Below are 16197 nucleotides of genomic sequence, written 5' to 3' on the forward strand. Positions count from 1 at the left end.
AGCAACGGATATGTACACCATCAACTCAACACCCCCCCCTCCCGAGCCTTGCGCTTGTTCTTGATGACGTAACACACCCACATAAACACCACCCAAACCGGAATCGCATACACCGACACCTGAATCCCCGGAATCAGCAGCATAACCCCCAGGATAAACACCACAAACCCCAGGCAGATGTAGTTCCCATACGGATACCAAAGCGCCTTGAACAACGGCACCTGCCCCGTCCGATCCATATGCTGCCTGAACTTGAAATGCGAAAAACTGATCATCGCCCAGTTAATCACCAGGGTCGCCACCACCAGCGACATCAGCAACTCCAGCGCATGCTGGGGAATCAGATAATTCAACAAAACCGCCACCAGCGTTATCGCCGCCGACGCCAGGATCGCCCTCACCGGCACCCCACGCTTATCAATCTTCGCCAGTACGCGGGGCGCATCCCCTTGCTCGGCCATACCCAACAACATGCGGCTGTTGCAGTAGGTGCCGCTGTTGTAAACCGACAACGCCGCCGTCAGCACCACAAAATTGAGAATGTGCGCCGCCGTGTTACTGCCCAACATCGAAAACACCTGCACAAACGGGCTGCCGCTGTAGGCATCACCGGAAGCATTCAGCGTCTCCAACAAGCTGTCCCAAGGCGTCAACGACAACAGCACCACCAACGCCCCGATGTAGAAAATCAGAATCCGATAGATCACCTGATTGATCGCCTTCGGAATCACCGTGCGTGGCTGGTCTGCCTCCGCGGCGGTAAACCCGAGCATTTCCAGCCCGCCAAACGAGAACATGATGATCGCCATGGCCATCACCAAACCACCCACACCATGGGGGAAAAACCCACCGTGTTCCCACAGGTTACTCACCGAGGCTTGTGGCCCGCCGGTACCGCTCACCAGCAAGTAACTGCCCAGGGCGATCATGCCGACAATGGCGACCACCTTGATGATCGCAAACCAGAACTCGGCCTCGCCGAAGACCTTGACGTTGGACAGATTAATCACGTTGATCAGCACAAAAAACGCCGCCGCCGACACCCAGGTCGGGATCTCCGGCCACCAGTAGTGCACGTACTTGCCGACCGCGGTCAGCTCCGACATCCCCACCAGGATGTACAAAATCCAGCAGTTCCAGCCCGACAGAAAGCCCGCGAAACCGCCCCAATACGTGTGGGCAAAGTGGCTGAAGGAACCGGCGACCGGCTCTTCGACGATCATTTCGCCCAGCTGGCGCATGATCATGAAGGCGATAAAGCCGCAGATGGCATAGCCGAGGATCATCGACGGCCCGGCGGATTTCAGTACGCCGGCCGAACCCAGGAACAGCCCGGTGCCAATCGCGCCACCGAGGGCGATCAGTTGAATATGGCGATTTTTCAGGCCGCGCTTCAGTTCGCCTGAATGCGAGTTGGCTTCACTCATGGAAAGGGTCTCACGCAAGGTTTGATCTGCGACGAAATCGAAGCCGACAAGCTTGTGGCCTGGCGGAATGAACAAGGCGGATAGCCCTGAATAGTGGGATCACAGTAAAACGCGGCGCATTGTACACCGCCAAACCTGTCTGGGCCGACAGGATGCGGCGCGCCAGATAGGTGGGACATCAGGAAAGTTCTTTCAGAGATCCAGAAATTGACGGCAGGACGATTCCTACAAAAGGCCGCAGCCAACTACCTGTTTCAGCGAGATAAACCAAAACGCCACTAAAACAGAATAAAAAATCCAAATGAAACCGTGTCAATAAAAATTTTGCATTCCCAAACGCACTCTTCTAGGTTCACTCACTTGCCCAGCGCAGTCCGCTGGCAAGCTCGTTCTCAAACAACGTCATCTAGGAGATTCACCATGCAAGCACTGGAAAACGACCTGGAAACCGAACTGCAACTCGACGATTGGTTTGAAGCGCCGACCCACGAGGCCGCCGTTGAAATGATGCAAGCCGATGCCGTTGTGCCATTTGGCACCGCGATGTGGCCTTTCTAATCTGATCAGGCACCCCGGCAGGTGCGGGACGCCGCACCTGCCACTGCTCCTACCGAAGGCTTTGAAGGAAGGACGTCATGGACAAGGCCCGCGCCGTCGAACATTTTCTCTACTACCTCGCCCATCACCCGGCCCTCGCCGGCCTGCACCGCCCGACTATTTTGCTCGGCCATACAGAACGCTACGACGCCATCACCCAGTCGATCATCCAGGGCAGCGCCGCCCGCTTCGACTTCCAGGTACAGCGCCTGGACCAGGCCCCCAGCGAAGCGCTGGTCAAGGCCATCGAAGCCTGCGACCTGTACCTGTTTCTCTACGATTCCTCGACCTTGCCCAACCCACGCGCCGAAGGCCCGGACTTTATCCGCGCACTGCAAGGCGTGATGGCCGAGCACTGGAAAAAATCCCTGCTGCTCAAGGACTACGGCGACTACTTCTACGACACCTTCAGCGTCGCCCCACAGCGGATCGCCGACCTCAACGCCACGCTGATCCGGCGCATGTCCCAGGCCAGCGTGCTGAGTTTCACCGACCAACATGGCTCGCGCCTTGAAGCGCCCATGAGCAGCATCAAGAAGTGGACCAATATCAACGGCGTCGGCAACCACGACCTGGCGCCCGGCGAAATCGCCACCCACAGCGAGGCCATCAACGGCCAGGTGCGGTTTGTGGGCACCTTCCTCAGCACCATCCCCTTTGCGCGTAAATACGGCGTACTGCAATCACCGCTGGAATTGTGGATCGAGAACTCGACCATCTGCACCGTGGCCAGTGAAGTGCCGGGGCTGGCGGATGACTTCAACAAATACCTGAATGCCAACCCGTCCAACCGCCGGGTGGAGGAGCTGGGCATCGGCACCAATGAAGGCGTGAAGGATTTGTATGCGCGCAATGCCGGCTTTGAAGAGCGCCATTGCGGGTTGCACCTGGGCCTGGGTGGCGGGCAGAAAGGCAGCCATCACCTGGACCTGATCTTCGCCAGCGGCGTGTTGGCGCTGGATGACAAGCCGGTGTTTGATGGGGCTTTCATGTTCTGACACGCCCTTCAAAACCAATGGCGATCAAAAATGTGGGAGCTGGCTTGCCTGCGATGCGGGCAACTCGGTCCACCGGCAATACCGAGGTGATGCCATCGCAGGCAAGCCAGCTCCCACAGGAAAACAGGTTTGCTGTGTAGAGTGCACGCCAAATCCAGACCAAAAAAAACGCCAACCCGAGGGTTGGCGTTTTTTGGTGCAGCGCTTAACGAATCACTGCGGCTTCTTGCGACCAAAACCTGGACGCTGACCGGAACTGGCCGGTGCACCACGACGCTTGCCCGATGGCGCGTCATCCACCAGCTTCAAACCCGGGCGCTTTTTCGGCGATGGCTTGGCTGGGCGTTTGGTGCTGGCGCTGTCGTCGGAACGGCTTGTCGCCGGTGCACCACGGCCAGACTCGCCACGGTTACCGCGACCGCCCGTCGGAGCATCACCACCACGACCCGCTGGACGCGGCGCGCGCGGAGCACGTTCGCCATCCTGACGCGCCGGTGCCGAAGGACGACGCTCACCTTCGATGTGCGGCTCGCGGGAGATGCGACCCCCAGTGGCCGGCGCATCCAGCGCAGGGCGCAGGGTGCGGGCAACGCGGTCGGTACGGGCCACAGGGCGCGACGATTTACGCTGCATACGCTCAAGCTTGTCTTTGCTCTTGGCGTTCATCTGCGGCATGGCCACCGGGGTCAGGCCGACTTCAGCACTCAGGATGTCGACTTCGTACTGGCTCATTTCGCGCCAGCGGCCCATCGGCAGGTCGGAGTTGAGGAACACCGGGCCGAAACGCACGCGCTTCAGGCGGCTGACCACCAGGCCCTGGGATTCCCACAGGCGACGGACTTCACGGTTACGGCCTTCCATCACCACGCAGTGGTACCAATGGTTGAAACCTTCGCCGCCCGGCGCCTGCTTGATGTCGGTGAACTTGGCCGGGCCGTCTTCCAGCACGACGCCAGCCTTGAGGCGCTCGATCATTTCGTCATCGACTTCGCCACGCACACGTACCGCGTACTCACGGTCCATCTCGTAGGAAGGGTGCATCAGGCGGTTGGCCAGCTCACCGTCGGTGGTGAACATCAGCAAACCGGTGGTGTTGATGTCGAGACGACCGATGTTGATCCAGCGGCCTTCTTTAGGGCGCGGCATCTTGTCGAAGACGGTTGGACGGCCTTCCGGGTCGTCACGGGTGCAGATTTCGCCATCGGGCTTGTTGTACATGATGACGCGGCGCACGGATTCTGCGGCCTCTTCACGCTTGATGACTTTGCCATCAATGGTGATTGCATCGTGCAGGTCGACGCGCTGGCCAAGGGTGGCTTCAGCGCCATTGACCTTGATGCGCTTCTGGGTGATCCAGGCTTCTACGTCGCGGCGCGAGCCTACGCCGATACGGGCGAGGACTTTCTGCAGTTTTTCACCTGCGGGGCCGATTTCCTGGCTGTCTTTCTGGTCTTGGTCACTCATCTTAAGCACCTCCCGGTGTGTCGATTCAGGCTTGGCCTGAAGATAGTAAAAGCTGGGCGTTTGGCGAACGCATCGCCAAAGGGTCGCGAATCATACGCTCATGGCGAGCGTTGCGCATCAGAGACTAGTTGATATGAGGGGGCTCATTGGCCTTTCCGCCGACCGGTGGCACCCAGCGCCAGCAGGCGCAGCTCGGCTTCGGCGAGTACGGTGCGCTTGTCGACCTTGTCGAGTTTCTTCCAGGCGCGGATCTCGCGCTTGTTGCGGCCACAGCCCACGCAGATGTCGGCGTTGAACTTGCAGAGGCTGATGCAGGGGTCTTTGGTGGAGCTCATAGGCGTTCTCCTTGCTGACGAAGATCCAAATGTGGGAGCGGGCTTGCTCGCGATGGCAGTGTGTCAGTCACCGGATGCATGGCTGAACCACCGCCTTCGCGAGCAAGCCCGCTTGTGTCTTGATCAGGGATTAAGCTGAGGGTGAGAGCGGTGAGTGGCAAGCTGAATGCCCGGAGTGCTTAAAGCACGTGTGGGAGCCCATGCTGCCACTCACCTCTCCGCTCTGGACATGAGCCCGAACAGTTGAACGAGCCCACCTCGAACAGTTACAAGCGTGGGCCAAGCCAGAGCGCTCTCACTTATGAGTGTAAGAGGGTTTGGCCATGTTTTCCTATTCAGCAGGCATTGATGTTTCCAAAGACAGTCTAGAGGCTCGGGTGAGCCAGCTTGAGCACGGTGTGAGTTGCCGTAACGCTGAAAGTGATTTCCCAGGACTGATTGGGTGGTTAAAGCTACATCAGGTCGGGAGCGTCTTGCTCGAAGCGACTGGCGGTTATGAGCGAAACGTCATGAAAGCGCTCCAGGCGGCTGACTTTGAAGTCATACGCATCAATCCCTGCCGGGCCAAAGCCTTCGCCAGGGCGATGGGGCAACAAGCCAAAACCGATCCGATAGACGCGCAGTGTCTTGCTCAATTTGCAGCGGTCATCGATTCACCCGGCAGCCGCGTCACAAGTCCGGAGCACGATGAGCTTCGAGCGCTGGTCCAGCAGCGGGAAAACTTTATTCATCAGAGAGATGATGACAAGCGACGCCTGAAAACGGCCTCTTCTGATGCAGTCAAACCAGCGTTGCAGAGCCATATCGATTACTTGAACCAGGCTGTGAAATTGCTAGAGCAACTGATCCGTCAAAGCGCCGAGAAGCTGGACAGTGAAAAAACGGCTCGTTTGTGTTCGGTCAAAGGAATCGGGATTGTTACGGCAGCCAGTCTTATGGCCTATCTCCCGGAACTGGGTGAAGTCGCAAAGCGGCCGATCGCTGCGCTGGCAGGTCTTGCTCCGTATAACAAAGACAGTGGGAAACATAAGGGCGCGCGCCATATTAGCGGCGGAAGATTTGCCGCACGTCGCTCGCTGTATATGGCCTGCTGGGTTGTTATTCGGGATCAGCCTGAGTTCCAGGCCCGCTATAAGGCGCTGCGTGACAAAGGCAAATGCGCAAAGGTCGCGCTCATCGCCTGCATGCGAGTCCTGCTAATACGGCTAAACGCGATGCTGCGTGATGGGACTGAATGGAAAGTGCACGCTGCCTGATTCGGCAGCGGCATGTTGTAAAGGCCACACGGCGCGGAGCTGTGGGAGGTTGGCTGTCTTCGAGGAAGATGCCCAAATTATGGCCATCAAGACAGTTGCTCCCACATTTTGTTGTGCGTCAGTCTTCGAATTGGCGGCGCTCGTTTTCGATGGCCTCGGCCAATGCCTGGGCTTCGGCCTCTTCGTCGCTCAGCGGCGGCTGTTCAAGGGCTGCGACGGCGGCCAGCAGTTTTGCACGGGCTTCAGCGACACCGAGGATATCTTCTTCAGGCTCCGGCTCAGGCTCCGGTTCATCTTCGACCGGCGGCCCAACCTCAACGTTCAGCTGCAGCACGGGCTCCGGTTCCCCATCGCTGACCGCACCATCACGCAGCAAATCGTCGAAGTCGGTCTTGATGCCCTGCTCCATGTCGTCCAGTTCCAGCAACAGCGTATGGAAACTGGTTTCGTCCTTCGGCTCTTCCGGCTCGGCGCTGGCGTCGGCCAGTTCCTGCAAACCGGCGGGCACCGGGGCGTCGTCGAAGTCCAGTACCGGGTCAGGTTCCATCTCCCGCAGCTCGGCCAACGGCGGCAAATCATCGAGGTTTTTCAGGTTGAAGTGGTCGAGAAAGACTTTGGTGGTGGCAAACATCGCCGGCTTGCCGGGCACGTCGCGGTAGCCAACGATGCGAATCCACTCCCGCTCCAGCAACGTCTTGACGATATGGCTGTTGACCGCCACACCCCGCACGTCTTCGATTTCGCCCCGGGTGATCGGCTGGCGATAGGCGATCAGTGCCATGGTTTCCAGCATCGCCCGGGAATAACGCTGCGGGCGCTCTTCCCACAGGCGACCCACCCACGGCGAGAATTTCTCGCGGATTTGCAGGCGGTAACCGGACGCCACTTCCCGCAGCTCAAAGGCGCGCCCGTCGCAGGACTTGCGCAGAATCTCCAAGGCCTTTTTGAACACCGGCGGCTCAGGGCGCTCGGCTTCTTCAAACAGTTCGAACAGGCGTTCCAGGGATTGCGGCTTGCCCGAGGCCAGGAGAAAGGCCTCCAGCAGCGGGGCCAGTTCGCGGGGTTCAGTCAGATTCATCGATTCAGCTCTTTATTCGGCTCGCGCCCGCACGTGGATAGCCGCAAAAGGCTCATTCTGGACCAACTCGACCAAGGATTCCTTGACCAGTTCAAGGATCGCCATAAAGGTCACCACGACCCCCAGGCGCCCTTCTTCTTTGGTAAACAGCTCTACGAACGGCACAAACCCGCCGCCCTTGAGGCGGTCCAGCACATCACTCATGCGCTCGCGGGTGGACAGGGCCTCGCGGCTGACCTGGTGGCTTTCAAACATATCGCCACGGCGCAGGACTTCGGCCATGGACATCAGCAATTCTTCCAGGCTGACGTCCGGCAGCAGCTTGCGCGCCCGGGCTTCCGGGGCGTCGAGCTTGGGCACCACCACATCGCGGCCCACCCGGCTCAGGCCATCGATGCCTTCGGCCGCGGCCTTGAAGCGCTCATATTCCTGCAGGCGGCGGATCAGTTCGGCGCGGGGGTCGTCCTCTTCCGCCTCGATGGTTTCCGAGCGCGGCAGCAGCATGCGGGACTTGATCTCCGCGAGCATCGCGGCCATCACCAGGTACTCGGCGGCCAGCTCCAGGCGCACCGTCTGCATCAACTCGACATAGCCCATGTACTGGCGGGTGATTTCCGCCACCGGGATGTCGAGGATGTTGATGTTCTGCTTGCGGATCAGGTACAGCAGCAAGTCCAGCGGGCCTTCAAAGGCTTCGAGGAAGACTTCCAGGGCGTCCGGCGGAATGTACAGGTCCAGCGGCATTTCCATCACGGCCTGGCCGTAGACCATGGCAAATGGCAGTTCCTGCTGGGCGCCCGCCTGGCTGTCGACGGTTTCCACGGCCGACATTCAGGCCTCGACCATGAACGGTGCCGGGTCGCCGCAACCCACGCGCACCACTTCCGGTTCGCCGTCGGCCAGGTTGATCACGGTGGAGGCCTTGTTGCCGCCGTAGCCGCCGTCGATGATCAGGTCGACGTGTTTTTCCAGCAGGCGGCGCATTTCATACGGGTCGTACAACGGCTCTTCTTCCCCCGGCAGGATCAGCGACACGCTCATCAGCGGCTCACCGAGTTCGGCCAGCAGCGCCAGGGCGATCGGGTGTTCCGGCACCCGCAGGCCGATGGTGCGTTTTTTCGGGTGCAGCAGCAGGCGCGGCACTTCGCGGGTGGCGTTGAGGATGAAAGTGTAAGGCCCCGGCGTGTGAGCCTTGAGCAGGCGGAAGGTGCCGGTGTCGACCTTGGCGAACAGGCCCAGCTGGGACAAGTCGCTGCAAATCAGCGCGAAGTTGTGGTTCTTGTCCAGGTCACGCAGGCGTCTTACGCGTTCGACCGCATTCTTGTCGCCGATCTGGCAACCGATAGCGTAGGAGGAATCCGTAGGGTAGATCACCACGCCACCGGCACGGATGATCTCCACGGCCTGTTTGATCAGGCGCGCCTGGGGGTTTTCCGGATGAATCTGGAAGAATTGACTCACGTGTTCTACCTGTTCAGACGGTGGCAATAATGGGTTCATGCTTGAACCGACACCAAAGGGGCGGCAAATCTTCCGGGACGGCACGGTACTCGCCAATCTCGGACCAGCCGCCAGGGCCATGAAAATCACTGCCGGCGCTCACCAGCAGACCAAATTCGCGCGCAAGAATCGCCAGGCTACCCACCTGTTCGGCCGGTTGATGCCCGTTGACCACTTCGATTGCGTGACCGCCCGCTTGAATATAGTCGCCAATCAGCTTGCGACGTTTGCTGCGGGTGAAATCGTAATGCCAGGGATGCGCCAGGCTGACCCAGGCGCCCGCCGCCCGCAACGTGCCCACGGTGTCCTCCAGGGTAGGCCAGTGTTGCTTGACGTCCCCCAGCTTGCCGGCACCCAGCCATTTGCGGAACGCTTCGGCGCGATCCTTTACAAACCCTTCACGCACCATCCAGTCGGCAAAGTGCGGACGGGCCGGGGCGTTGCCGCTGTCGCCCAGTTCCTGCTGGATGGCGCGGGCGCCTTCCAGGCCGTTGGGCATGCCTTTGAGGGCCAGCTTGCGGCTTATTTCTTCGGACCGCAGCCAGCGGCCATCGTGCAATTGGGCGATGGCCTCCACCAGCGGCGGCGCGTTCACGTCGAAACCGTAGCCCAGTACGTGAATGGTTGCGCCACCCCAGGTGCAGGACAACTCAACCCCGTTGACCAGTTGCATGCCCAACGCCGTCGCCGTTTCGCGGGCCTCTGCCAGGCCTTCGAGGGTGTCGTGGTCGGTCAACGACAGGACTCGCACGCCTTTTTCAAACGCACGCGCAACCAGGACCGCGGGCGCCAGGGCGCCGTCGGAGGCTGTGCTATGGCAGTGCAAATCAACATTCACGGGAGTGTGTAACCTCAAGTCAGCTGGCGCTTTCGCTACCAAGGATGTTTGTTATTATGCCGCCACATCCAGCTTCTGGCTCTTACTGTGAAACAATTCATCGACTTCATCCCGCTGTTGCTGTTTTTCATCGTTTATAAAATCGACCCACGCTCAATCGATATTGCCGGCCATGAGCTGACCGTCGGTGGCATCTACAGTGCCACGGCGGTGCTGATCATCAGCTCGGTGGTGGTCTACGGCGCTATCTTCATCTCCCAGCGCAAGCTGGAAAAAAGCCAATGGCTGACGCTGGTCGCCTGCCTCGTCTTCGGCAGCCTGACCCTGGCCTTCCACAGCGAAACCTTCCTTAAATGGAAAGCCCCGGTGGTCAACTGGCTGTTCGCCCTGGCCTTTATCGGCAGCCACTTCATCGGTGACCGTCTGCTGATCAAGCGGATCATGGGCCACGCCCTGACCTTGCCGGACCCTGTCTGGGTTCGCCTGAACATCGCCTGGATCGTGTTTTTCCTGTTCTGCGGCGCTGCCAACCTGTTCGTCGCCTTTACCTTCCAGAGCTACTGGGTGGACTTCAAGGTGTTCGGCAGCCTGGGCATGACCGTGCTGTTCCTGGTCGGCCAGGGTATCTACCTGTCGCGCCACCTGCATGACTCCGACCCTACCACGCCGAAAACCGAGGACTGACATGCTCTACGCAATCATTTCCACCGACGTCGCCAACTCCCTGGAAAAGCGCCTGGCCGCCCGCCCGGCTCACCTTGAACGCCTGAAACAGCTGCACGCCGAAGGCCGTATGGTACTCGCCGGCCCACACCCGGCAGTGGACAGCAACGACCCGGGGCAAGCCGGTTTCACGGGTAGCCTGGTGGTTGTCGAGTTCGCCTCCCTGGCGGCGGCACAAGCCTGGGCCGACGCTGATCCGTACGTGGCGGCCGGTGTTTACGCCCAAGTGCTGGTCAAGCCGTTCAAACAAGTCCTGCCTTGATTCGTTGTGCGCTGAACCAATTGGCTTCAGCGCACTCCTAAACGCTCATTATTCCCGGTAACCTGCCGACAACGTTCTGAATATTCGTGTGGAATCAGGAGTTCCGATGCGCTTACGTCAGTTGTGTCTGTTGGCAGTGTTAATGATCGGGGCTACGGCCCACGCTGAAGAAACCTCGAACACCGGCAATTCCACGCCCCTGTCCTTGAGTGCCGGCAGCCAGATCACCGATTTGCAGCAACGTTTGAAAGAAAGCGAACGGCAGCGGGATGAACTGAGCAAGCAATTGCAAAGTGCTGACGCCACCCGGGAAAGTACTCAACTGAGTAAACTGCGCCAGGAGAACCAACGCCTGGCCCAGCAACTCAAAGAAGCACAGGGCAGTGCCTTGCCACGCTGGCTGACCGAGCAACAGCAATGGTTCGTGACCGGCGGGGCTGTCGCGCTGATCGCCCTGTTGTGCGGGATCTTCGCCAGTGGCGGGCACCGGCGCCGTCGACAATGGCTAAATTGAGTGAGTCATGAGCGAGCTGTTACTGATAGATGATGACCAGGAGCTCTGCGAGCTGCTGACCAGTTGGCTGAGCCAGGAAGGTTTCCAGGTGCGCGCTTGCCATGACGGCTCGAGCGCACGCAAGGCATTGGCCGAAGCCGCCCCGGCGGCGGTCGTGCTCGACGTGATGCTGCCCGACGGCAGCGGCCTTGAGCTGCTCAAGCAATTGCGCAGCGACCACCCGGAGCTGCCGGTGCTGATGCTTTCGGCCCGCGGCGAACCCCTGGACCGGATCCTCGGCCTGGAGCTGGGCGCCGACGATTACCTGGCCAAACCCTGCGACCCCCGGGAACTGACCGCCCGCCTGCGTGCCGTATTGCGCCGTAGCCACCCGGCTGCCGTATCGACGCAACTGGAGCTGGGCGACCTGTGCTTCAGCCCGATGCGGGGTGTGGTCACTATCGATGAGCAGGAATTTGCCCTGACCGTGTCCGAAAGCCGCCTGCTGGAAGCCTTGCTGCGCCAGCCGGGCGAGCCGCTGGACAAACAGGAACTGGCGCAGATCGCCCTGGGCCGCAAGCTGACCCTGTATGACCGCAGCCTGGACATGCACGTCAGCAACCTGCGCAAGAAGATCGGCCCGCACCCCGATGGCCGGGCACGGATCGTGGCGCTGCGCAGCCGCGGCTACTACTACAGCCTCTAAGCACAACACCTGTCCCCTGTGGGAGCTGTCGAGCCTTGGCGAGGCTGCGATGGCATCACCTCGGTGCAACGGATAAACCGCGGTGCCTGCATCGCAGCCTCGCCAAGGCTCGACAGCTCCCACACATGATCTTCCCTGCCGGGATAGTTTTGTCAGCCCCGCCCAAAATCCTCTTTACCCAAGCTTTACCCTACCCTGACTGCCGCTGACCTTGTTCTCCGTAATCTACTCACATCCGGACTCACCGGAATAGAGACAGGAGAATCACCATGCGCAAGACCCTTATCGCTTTGATGTTCGCTGCTGCCCTGCCAACCGTTGCCATGGCGGCAATGCCAGAAGGTCCAGGCCCGATGGGCGGTCCTGAAGGCCACATGATGGGCGGCCCTGGCCACGGCGGCGATCACGGCATGCGGGGCAAGGGTGGCCCTTTCAGCCAGCTTGACTTGACCCATGAACAGCGCCAGCAGATCGGCAAATTGATGGGCCAGCAGTGGCACGCTCGCAAAGAGCTGGTCAAGAAGTACCTGGACAAACTCCCGGCCGCTGACCAGAAAGCCATGCAAGACGAAATGGCTGCCGGCAAGCTGAAAACCCAGGCGGATATCCGTGCCGTGCTGAAACCCGATCAACAGAAGAAATTCGACGAGATCGCAAAAAAACAAGCCGAGCGCCGCGCCGAGTGGAAGGAATTCCAGGCCTGGAAAGCCCAGCAGCCGCAAAAAGCGCAATAATGATCTAGCTTCACTCCCAGCCCAGTGGCCACCGCCGCTGGGCTTTTCCTGTTTGAGGGTTTCTTGTGCGTTCATTGTTCTGGCGCGTCCTTGCCAGCTTCTGGCTGGCCATCGCCCTGGTTGCCGGGTTGTCGATCCTGCTGGGGCATATGCTCAACCAGGATGCGTGGATTCTCAGCCGCCACCCCGGGCTCAATAACCTCGCGCAGGAATGGACGCAGCTTTACGAGGCCCAAGGCGAGGATGCCGCCCAGGATTTGCTGCAGCAGCGCAAGCGCCAGTACCACATCGACGTGCAAGTGCTGAACGAAAGCGGCGAGCCCGTGGTGCGCGGCACCTTCCCGCGCAGGGCCGCCGCCCTCGAAGCCCGGCAAAACGACAGCCAGGACCGCCACCTGCCCTGGCGCCGCCTGACCGCCGAATACACCAGCGAAAAAACCGGCGACACCTACCTGCTGATCTACCGCATTCCCCACCCGGAACTGGACGCCTGGCACCGCAGCAGCCTGCTCTGGCCGTTAAGTGCCCTGGCCATCGCGCTGGTGGTGCTGACCCTGTTCAGCCTGCTGGTGACGCTGTCCATCACCCGCCCCCTCAGCCGTCTGCGCGGCGCGGTGCATGACCTGGGCCAGACCACCTACCAGCAAAACAGCTTGGCGCGGTTGGCCAACCGCCGCGATGAATTCGGCGTACTCGCCACCGACTTCAACCGCATGGGCGCCCGCCTGCAAAGCCTGATCGGCAGCCAGCGCCAATTGCTGCGGGACGTGTCCCACGAACTGCGCTCGCCCCTGGCCCGCCTGCGAATCGCCCTGGCCCTGGCAGAACGGGCCACGCCCGAGGCGCGGGAGAAGCTCTGGCCGCGCCTGACCCGTGAATGCGACCGCCTGGAAGCGCTGATCAGCGAAATCCTGGTACTTGCCCGGGTGGATGCCGACAACGCCAGCGCCGAGGACATCGACCTCAACCAGCTGCTCAAGACCCTGCAAAAAGACGCCCTGCTTGGCGCGCCGGACCAACCCGTGCAACTCGATGCCGAGGCCGGGCTGCAGCTCAAGGGCTGGCCGACCATGATCGAACGCGCCGTGGACAACCTGCTGCGCAATGCCCAACGCTTCAACCCGCCCGGCCAACCGATTGAAATGGACGCCAAACGCCAGGGCGAACGCATTGTGATCAGCGTGCGCGATCACGGCCCCGGCGTGAGCGCCGAACACCTGAGCCAACTGGGCGAGCCGTTTTACCGCGCCCCGGGGCAAACCGCCCAAGGCCACGGCTTGGGCCTGGCCATCGCCCGACGCGCGGCGGAGCGCCATGGTGGCAGCCTGATCCTGGCCAATCATCCTGATGGTGGCTTTATCGCCAGCGTGGAGTTGCCGCTGGAACCCGGGGTTGTCATTCAACCCTGATGATCTTCTATGATGGTCCTTCTCATAAGGAGGGCCTTTGATGACTGATCTGCTCACTCCCATCCAGGAAGCACTCGACTTACCCATCACCCCGCTGGCCTTCACCGAGGCTGGCGCCCTGCCCTCGACCTTTGCCGTCACCGAACTGGCCAGCGCCAGCGTTGGCGCGGCGGGCCAGGCGCTTGCCCAGTTGCTGTTGCAGCAAACCGGGCGCTTACCCTCCGTGACCGTGGACCGGCGCCTCGCCTCATTCTGGTTTTCCTCGTCCCTGCGTCCCGATGGCTGGACCACACCGCCGCTGTGGGATCCGATTGCCGGCGACTACGCCTGCGCCGATGGCTGGATTCGCCTGCACACCAATGCGCCGCACCATCGCGCCGCCGCCGAGCGCGTACTCGGGCAGGCCGCTGACCGTGACGCAATGGCCGCGAAGGTTGCGCAATGGAATGCTGCCGAGTTGGAACAAGCGATTGTCGAGGCAAACGGCTGTGCCGCGCAGATGCGTTCGTGGCAAGACTGGCAAGTGCATCCGCAAGGTTTGGCGGTCAATCAGGAACCGCTGGTCCATCGCCAGACCTTTGCAGCCCTCAGCGACAAACCCTGGCTGGGCTCAGTGGCGCGGCCATTGGCGGGTATCAAGGTGCTGGACCTGACCCGCGTGCTGGCCGGCCCCACCGCCAGCCGTTTTCTCGCCGGCCTTGGCGCCGATGTCCTGCGCATCGACTCGCCCGACTGGAACGAACCCGGGGTGGTGCCGGAAATGACCCTTGGCAAACGCTGCGCCCGCCTGGACCTGAAAAACACCGACGACCGCCAAATCTTCGAAAGCCTGCTCAGGGACACTGACATCCTGCTGCACGGCTACCGCGCCGATGCCCTGGAGCAGTTGGGCTACGGTGAGTCAGCGTTGCAAGGCATCGCCCCCGGCCTGATCGACGCCAGCCTCAACGCCTATGGCTGGAGCGGCCCCTGGCGCAATCGCCGGGGCTTCGACAGCCTGGTGCAGATGAGCACCGGGATTGCCGAGGCGGGCCGGCAGTGGAAAAACACCGACAAGCCGGTGCCATTGCCGTTGCAGGCGCTGGACCACGCCACGGGCTATTTGATGGCGGCCAGTGCGATCCAGGCATTGAGTGAACGGTTGAAGTCCGGTCGCGGCGGTTCGGCGCTGCTGTCATTGGCCCGCACGGCAAAACTGTTGGTGGACGCAGGGCAAGTCCCCGAACAGCCGTCACTGCGAGCCGAAGAACCCGGCGATCAAGGCCTGGTGGTGGAGCAAACCGCCTGGGGCCCGGCCCATCGGTTACTGCCCCCGGTGACCCTCAGCGGGACACCGTTGCAGTGGGATTTACCGGCCGGGGAGTTGGGTTCACATCGCCCTCAGTGGTGACCGAAGATCCTGTGGCGAGGGAGCTTGCTCCCGCTGGACTGCGCAGCAGGCCCCTGCCTTTAGGTCAATGGGGCCGCTTCGCGCCCCAGCGGGAGCAAGCTCCCTCGCCACAGGTACGCAGAATCAATCTGCCCGGCTTAATGACGTCCACAAATGCTGCGCCGCATAGGCCCTAAGCGGTCGCCAGGCCTCAGCCCGTGCCAGCAACTGGCGCGGGCTCACCGGCCCGCCTTCCAGCGCCACCAACGCATTGATCAACCCGATATCCCCCGAAGCAAACCCATCCGGCTCGCGCATCTGGCGCATGGCGATGTACTGCGCCGTCCAGTCACCAATACCGGGTAACGCGACCAAACGCGCAACGCCCTCCTTCAAGCTGGCCTTCGGCTGGAACACCTGCGGGTCATCCAGTAAGGCCCGAGCCACACCCGACAAGGTGCGCCCGCGACTTTTCGGCATGCCCAAGGTCGCCAGGTCGGCGTCCGCCAGCACCTCAGCGGTGGGAAACACATGGGTCACACCGGCATGGGGCGTCACCAGCGGCGTGCCGTACTGCGCCACCAACTTGCCCGCCAGCTTGATCGCCGCCACCACGGTAATCTGCTGACCCAACACCGCCCGGATCGCCAATTCCAACCCATCCCAGGTTCCCGGCACCCGCAGGCCAGGACGCGCCGCCACCAACCGCGCCATCAAGGGATCAGTCGCCAGTTGCCGGTTGATCACCTGCGGGTCAGCCCACAGGTCGAACATGTCCTGCAACCGCCGCTCAATCTCCGGCAACACAGCCGGGTCGGGATAACCCACCGTCACCTCAAGCCAATCCCCGGCCCCCGGCGACACACTGAGCCAACCCGGCTGACCGTCGAAGCTGATACTGCGCGAGTACACACCGTCTTCCACCGTCTCCAACCCGGTAATCGCCCGGGCCGACAGAAAGCCCAGCATCGCTGCCCAGTCATAGGGCGCCTGATACGCCAGTTGCAT

The 16197-nt window shown here is 61.3% G+C and carries 18 protein-coding genes; 10 read left to right on the top strand and 8 right to left on the bottom strand.

Features of this window, described 5'->3' with window-relative positions:
• Positions 1 to 20 precede the first annotated feature (20 nt).
• A complete protein-coding gene (locus HX855_RS27250; RefSeq protein ID WP_177090249.1) occupies positions 21 to 1427 on the bottom strand; it encodes an amino acid permease in 1407 nt (468 codons plus the stop codon).
• Between the two features lie 420 nt (positions 1428 to 1847).
• Here HX855_RS27250 and HX855_RS27255 point away from each other — a divergent pair, with 420 nt between their 5' ends.
• Together HX855_RS27255 and HX855_RS27260 are read left to right on the top strand one after the other, a co-directional pair.
• Entirely contained in the window at positions 1848 to 1985 is a 138-nt protein-coding gene (locus HX855_RS27255) for a hypothetical protein (protein WP_003175756.1), read from the top strand.
• Positions 1986 to 2062: 77 nt separating this feature from the next.
• Positions 2063 to 3022: a leucyl aminopeptidase gene (locus tag HX855_RS27260; RefSeq protein ID WP_177090251.1), complete on the top strand. Its 960-nt coding sequence runs from the start codon at positions 2063 to 2065 to the stop codon at positions 3020 to 3022.
• A gap of 213 nt (positions 3023 to 3235) precedes the next feature.
• On the opposite strand, the gene rluB is transcribed toward HX855_RS27260, so the two are convergent.
• On the bottom strand, positions 3236 to 4486 hold the full coding sequence (rluB, locus tag HX855_RS27265; RefSeq protein ID WP_177090253.1) for a 23S rRNA pseudouridine(2605) synthase RluB: 1251 nt from the start codon (positions 4484 to 4486) through the stop codon (positions 3236 to 3238).
• A gap of 143 nt (positions 4487 to 4629) precedes the next feature.
• The gene (locus HX855_RS27270; RefSeq protein WP_177090255.1) at positions 4630 to 4821 is read right to left on the bottom strand and encodes a DUF1289 domain-containing protein; all 192 of its coding nucleotides are present in this window, start codon (positions 4819 to 4821) and stop codon (positions 4630 to 4632) included.
• A gap of 323 nt (positions 4822 to 5144) precedes the next feature.
• On the opposite strand from HX855_RS27270, the gene HX855_RS27275 reads away from it, so the two are divergent.
• Complete coding sequence (locus tag HX855_RS27275; protein WP_177090257.1) at positions 5145 to 6077, top strand: transposase; 933 nt, start codon at positions 5145 to 5147, stop codon at positions 6075 to 6077.
• A 118-nt stretch (positions 6078 to 6195) separates the two neighbouring features.
• Here HX855_RS27275 and scpB read toward each other — a convergent pair whose 3' ends face one another.
• From scpB to HX855_RS27295, 4 genes are all read right to left on the bottom strand, one after another.
• Positions 6196 to 7155 (bottom strand): SMC-Scp complex subunit ScpB, encoded by a 960-nt coding sequence (scpB, locus tag HX855_RS27280; RefSeq protein WP_177090259.1) that lies wholly within the window; start codon positions 7153 to 7155, stop codon positions 6196 to 6198.
• A 12-nt stretch (positions 7156 to 7167) separates the two neighbouring features.
• The gene (locus HX855_RS27285; RefSeq protein ID WP_173406103.1) at positions 7168 to 7866 is read right to left on the bottom strand and encodes a ScpA family protein; all 699 of its coding nucleotides are present in this window, start codon (positions 7864 to 7866) and stop codon (positions 7168 to 7170) included.
• Positions 7867 to 7986: 120 nt separating this feature from the next.
• Entirely contained in the window at positions 7987 to 8616 is a 630-nt protein-coding gene (locus HX855_RS27290) for an L-threonylcarbamoyladenylate synthase (RefSeq protein ID WP_003220075.1), read from the bottom strand.
• A 13-nt stretch (positions 8617 to 8629) separates the two neighbouring features.
• Positions 8630 to 9493: a PHP domain-containing protein gene (locus HX855_RS27295; RefSeq protein ID WP_177090261.1), complete on the bottom strand. Its 864-nt coding sequence runs from the start codon at positions 9491 to 9493 to the stop codon at positions 8630 to 8632.
• A gap of 87 nt (positions 9494 to 9580) precedes the next feature.
• On the opposite strand from HX855_RS27295, the gene HX855_RS27300 reads away from it, so the two are divergent.
• From HX855_RS27300 to HX855_RS27330, 7 genes are all read left to right on the top strand, one after another.
• Positions 9581 to 10177, top strand: coding sequence for a septation protein A (locus HX855_RS27300; RefSeq protein ID WP_177090263.1), 597 nt, complete (start codon positions 9581 to 9583; stop codon positions 10175 to 10177).
• Between the two features lies 1 nt (position 10178).
• A complete protein-coding gene (locus tag HX855_RS27305) occupies positions 10179 to 10478 on the top strand; it encodes a YciI family protein (RefSeq protein WP_177090265.1) in 300 nt (99 codons plus the stop codon).
• Between the two features lie 106 nt (positions 10479 to 10584).
• Entirely contained in the window at positions 10585 to 10992 is a 408-nt protein-coding gene (locus tag HX855_RS27310) for a translation initiation factor 2 (RefSeq protein ID WP_177090267.1), read from the top strand.
• Between the two features lie 7 nt (positions 10993 to 10999).
• The gene (locus tag HX855_RS27315; protein WP_177090269.1) at positions 11000 to 11677 is read left to right on the top strand and encodes a response regulator transcription factor; all 678 of its coding nucleotides are present in this window, start codon (positions 11000 to 11002) and stop codon (positions 11675 to 11677) included.
• 269 nt (positions 11678 to 11946) lie between these two features.
• Positions 11947 to 12411 (top strand): LTXXQ domain protein, encoded by a 465-nt coding sequence (locus HX855_RS27320; RefSeq protein ID WP_177090271.1) that lies wholly within the window; start codon positions 11947 to 11949, stop codon positions 12409 to 12411.
• Positions 12412 to 12476: 65 nt separating this feature from the next.
• Positions 12477 to 13820, top strand: coding sequence for a cell wall metabolism sensor histidine kinase WalK (locus HX855_RS27325; protein WP_177090273.1), 1344 nt, complete (start codon positions 12477 to 12479; stop codon positions 13818 to 13820).
• A 40-nt stretch (positions 13821 to 13860) separates the two neighbouring features.
• Positions 13861 to 15210 carry a CoA transferase gene (locus HX855_RS27330; protein WP_177090275.1) on the top strand — a complete coding sequence of 450 codons (1350 nt, stop codon included), beginning with the start codon at positions 13861 to 13863 and terminating at the stop codon, positions 15208 to 15210.
• Between the two features lie 123 nt (positions 15211 to 15333).
• On the opposite strand, the gene HX855_RS27335 is transcribed toward HX855_RS27330, so the two are convergent.
• Positions 15334 to 16197 carry a DNA-3-methyladenine glycosylase gene (locus tag HX855_RS27335; protein WP_177090293.1) on the bottom strand — a complete coding sequence of 288 codons (864 nt, stop codon included), beginning with the start codon at positions 16195 to 16197 and terminating at the stop codon, positions 15334 to 15336.

Source organism: Pseudomonas sp. IPO3778, assembly GCF_013386825.1.
Lineage (GTDB): Bacteria > Pseudomonadota > Gammaproteobacteria > Pseudomonadales > Pseudomonadaceae > Aquipseudomonas.

What these genes read in the sequence shown, in the direction of transcription:
- HX855_RS27305 (WP_177090265.1), top strand. Translation starts at nt 10,179, where the DNA reads ATGCTCTACGCAATCATTTCCACCGACGTCGCCAACTCCCTGGAAAAG.
- HX855_RS27250 (WP_177090249.1), bottom strand. Translation starts at nt 1,427, where the DNA reads ATGAGTGAAGCCAACTCGCATTCAGGCGAACTGAAGCGCGGCCTGAAA.
- HX855_RS27275 (WP_177090257.1), top strand. Translation starts at nt 5,145, where the DNA reads ATGTTTTCCTATTCAGCAGGCATTGATGTTTCCAAAGACAGTCTAGAG.
- HX855_RS27335 (WP_177090293.1), bottom strand. Translation starts at nt 16,197, where the DNA reads ATGCAACTGGCGTATCAGGCGCCCTATGACTGGGCAGCGATGCTGGGC.
- scpB (WP_177090259.1), bottom strand. Translation starts at nt 7,155, where the DNA reads ATGAATCTGACTGAACCCCGCGAACTGGCCCCGCTGCTGGAGGCCTTT.
- HX855_RS27310 (WP_177090267.1), top strand. Translation starts at nt 10,585, where the DNA reads ATGCGCTTACGTCAGTTGTGTCTGTTGGCAGTGTTAATGATCGGGGCT.
- HX855_RS27320 (WP_177090271.1), top strand. Translation starts at nt 11,947, where the DNA reads ATGCGCAAGACCCTTATCGCTTTGATGTTCGCTGCTGCCCTGCCAACC.
- HX855_RS27330 (WP_177090275.1), top strand. Translation starts at nt 13,861, where the DNA reads ATGACTGATCTGCTCACTCCCATCCAGGAAGCACTCGACTTACCCATC.
- HX855_RS27315 (WP_177090269.1), top strand. Translation starts at nt 11,000, where the DNA reads ATGAGCGAGCTGTTACTGATAGATGATGACCAGGAGCTCTGCGAGCTG.
- HX855_RS27255 (WP_003175756.1), top strand. Translation starts at nt 1,848, where the DNA reads ATGCAAGCACTGGAAAACGACCTGGAAACCGAACTGCAACTCGACGAT.
- HX855_RS27270 (WP_177090255.1), bottom strand. Translation starts at nt 4,821, where the DNA reads ATGAGCTCCACCAAAGACCCCTGCATCAGCCTCTGCAAGTTCAACGCC.
- HX855_RS27260 (WP_177090251.1), top strand. Translation starts at nt 2,063, where the DNA reads ATGGACAAGGCCCGCGCCGTCGAACATTTTCTCTACTACCTCGCCCAT.
- rluB (WP_177090253.1), bottom strand. Translation starts at nt 4,486, where the DNA reads ATGAGTGACCAAGACCAGAAAGACAGCCAGGAAATCGGCCCCGCAGGT.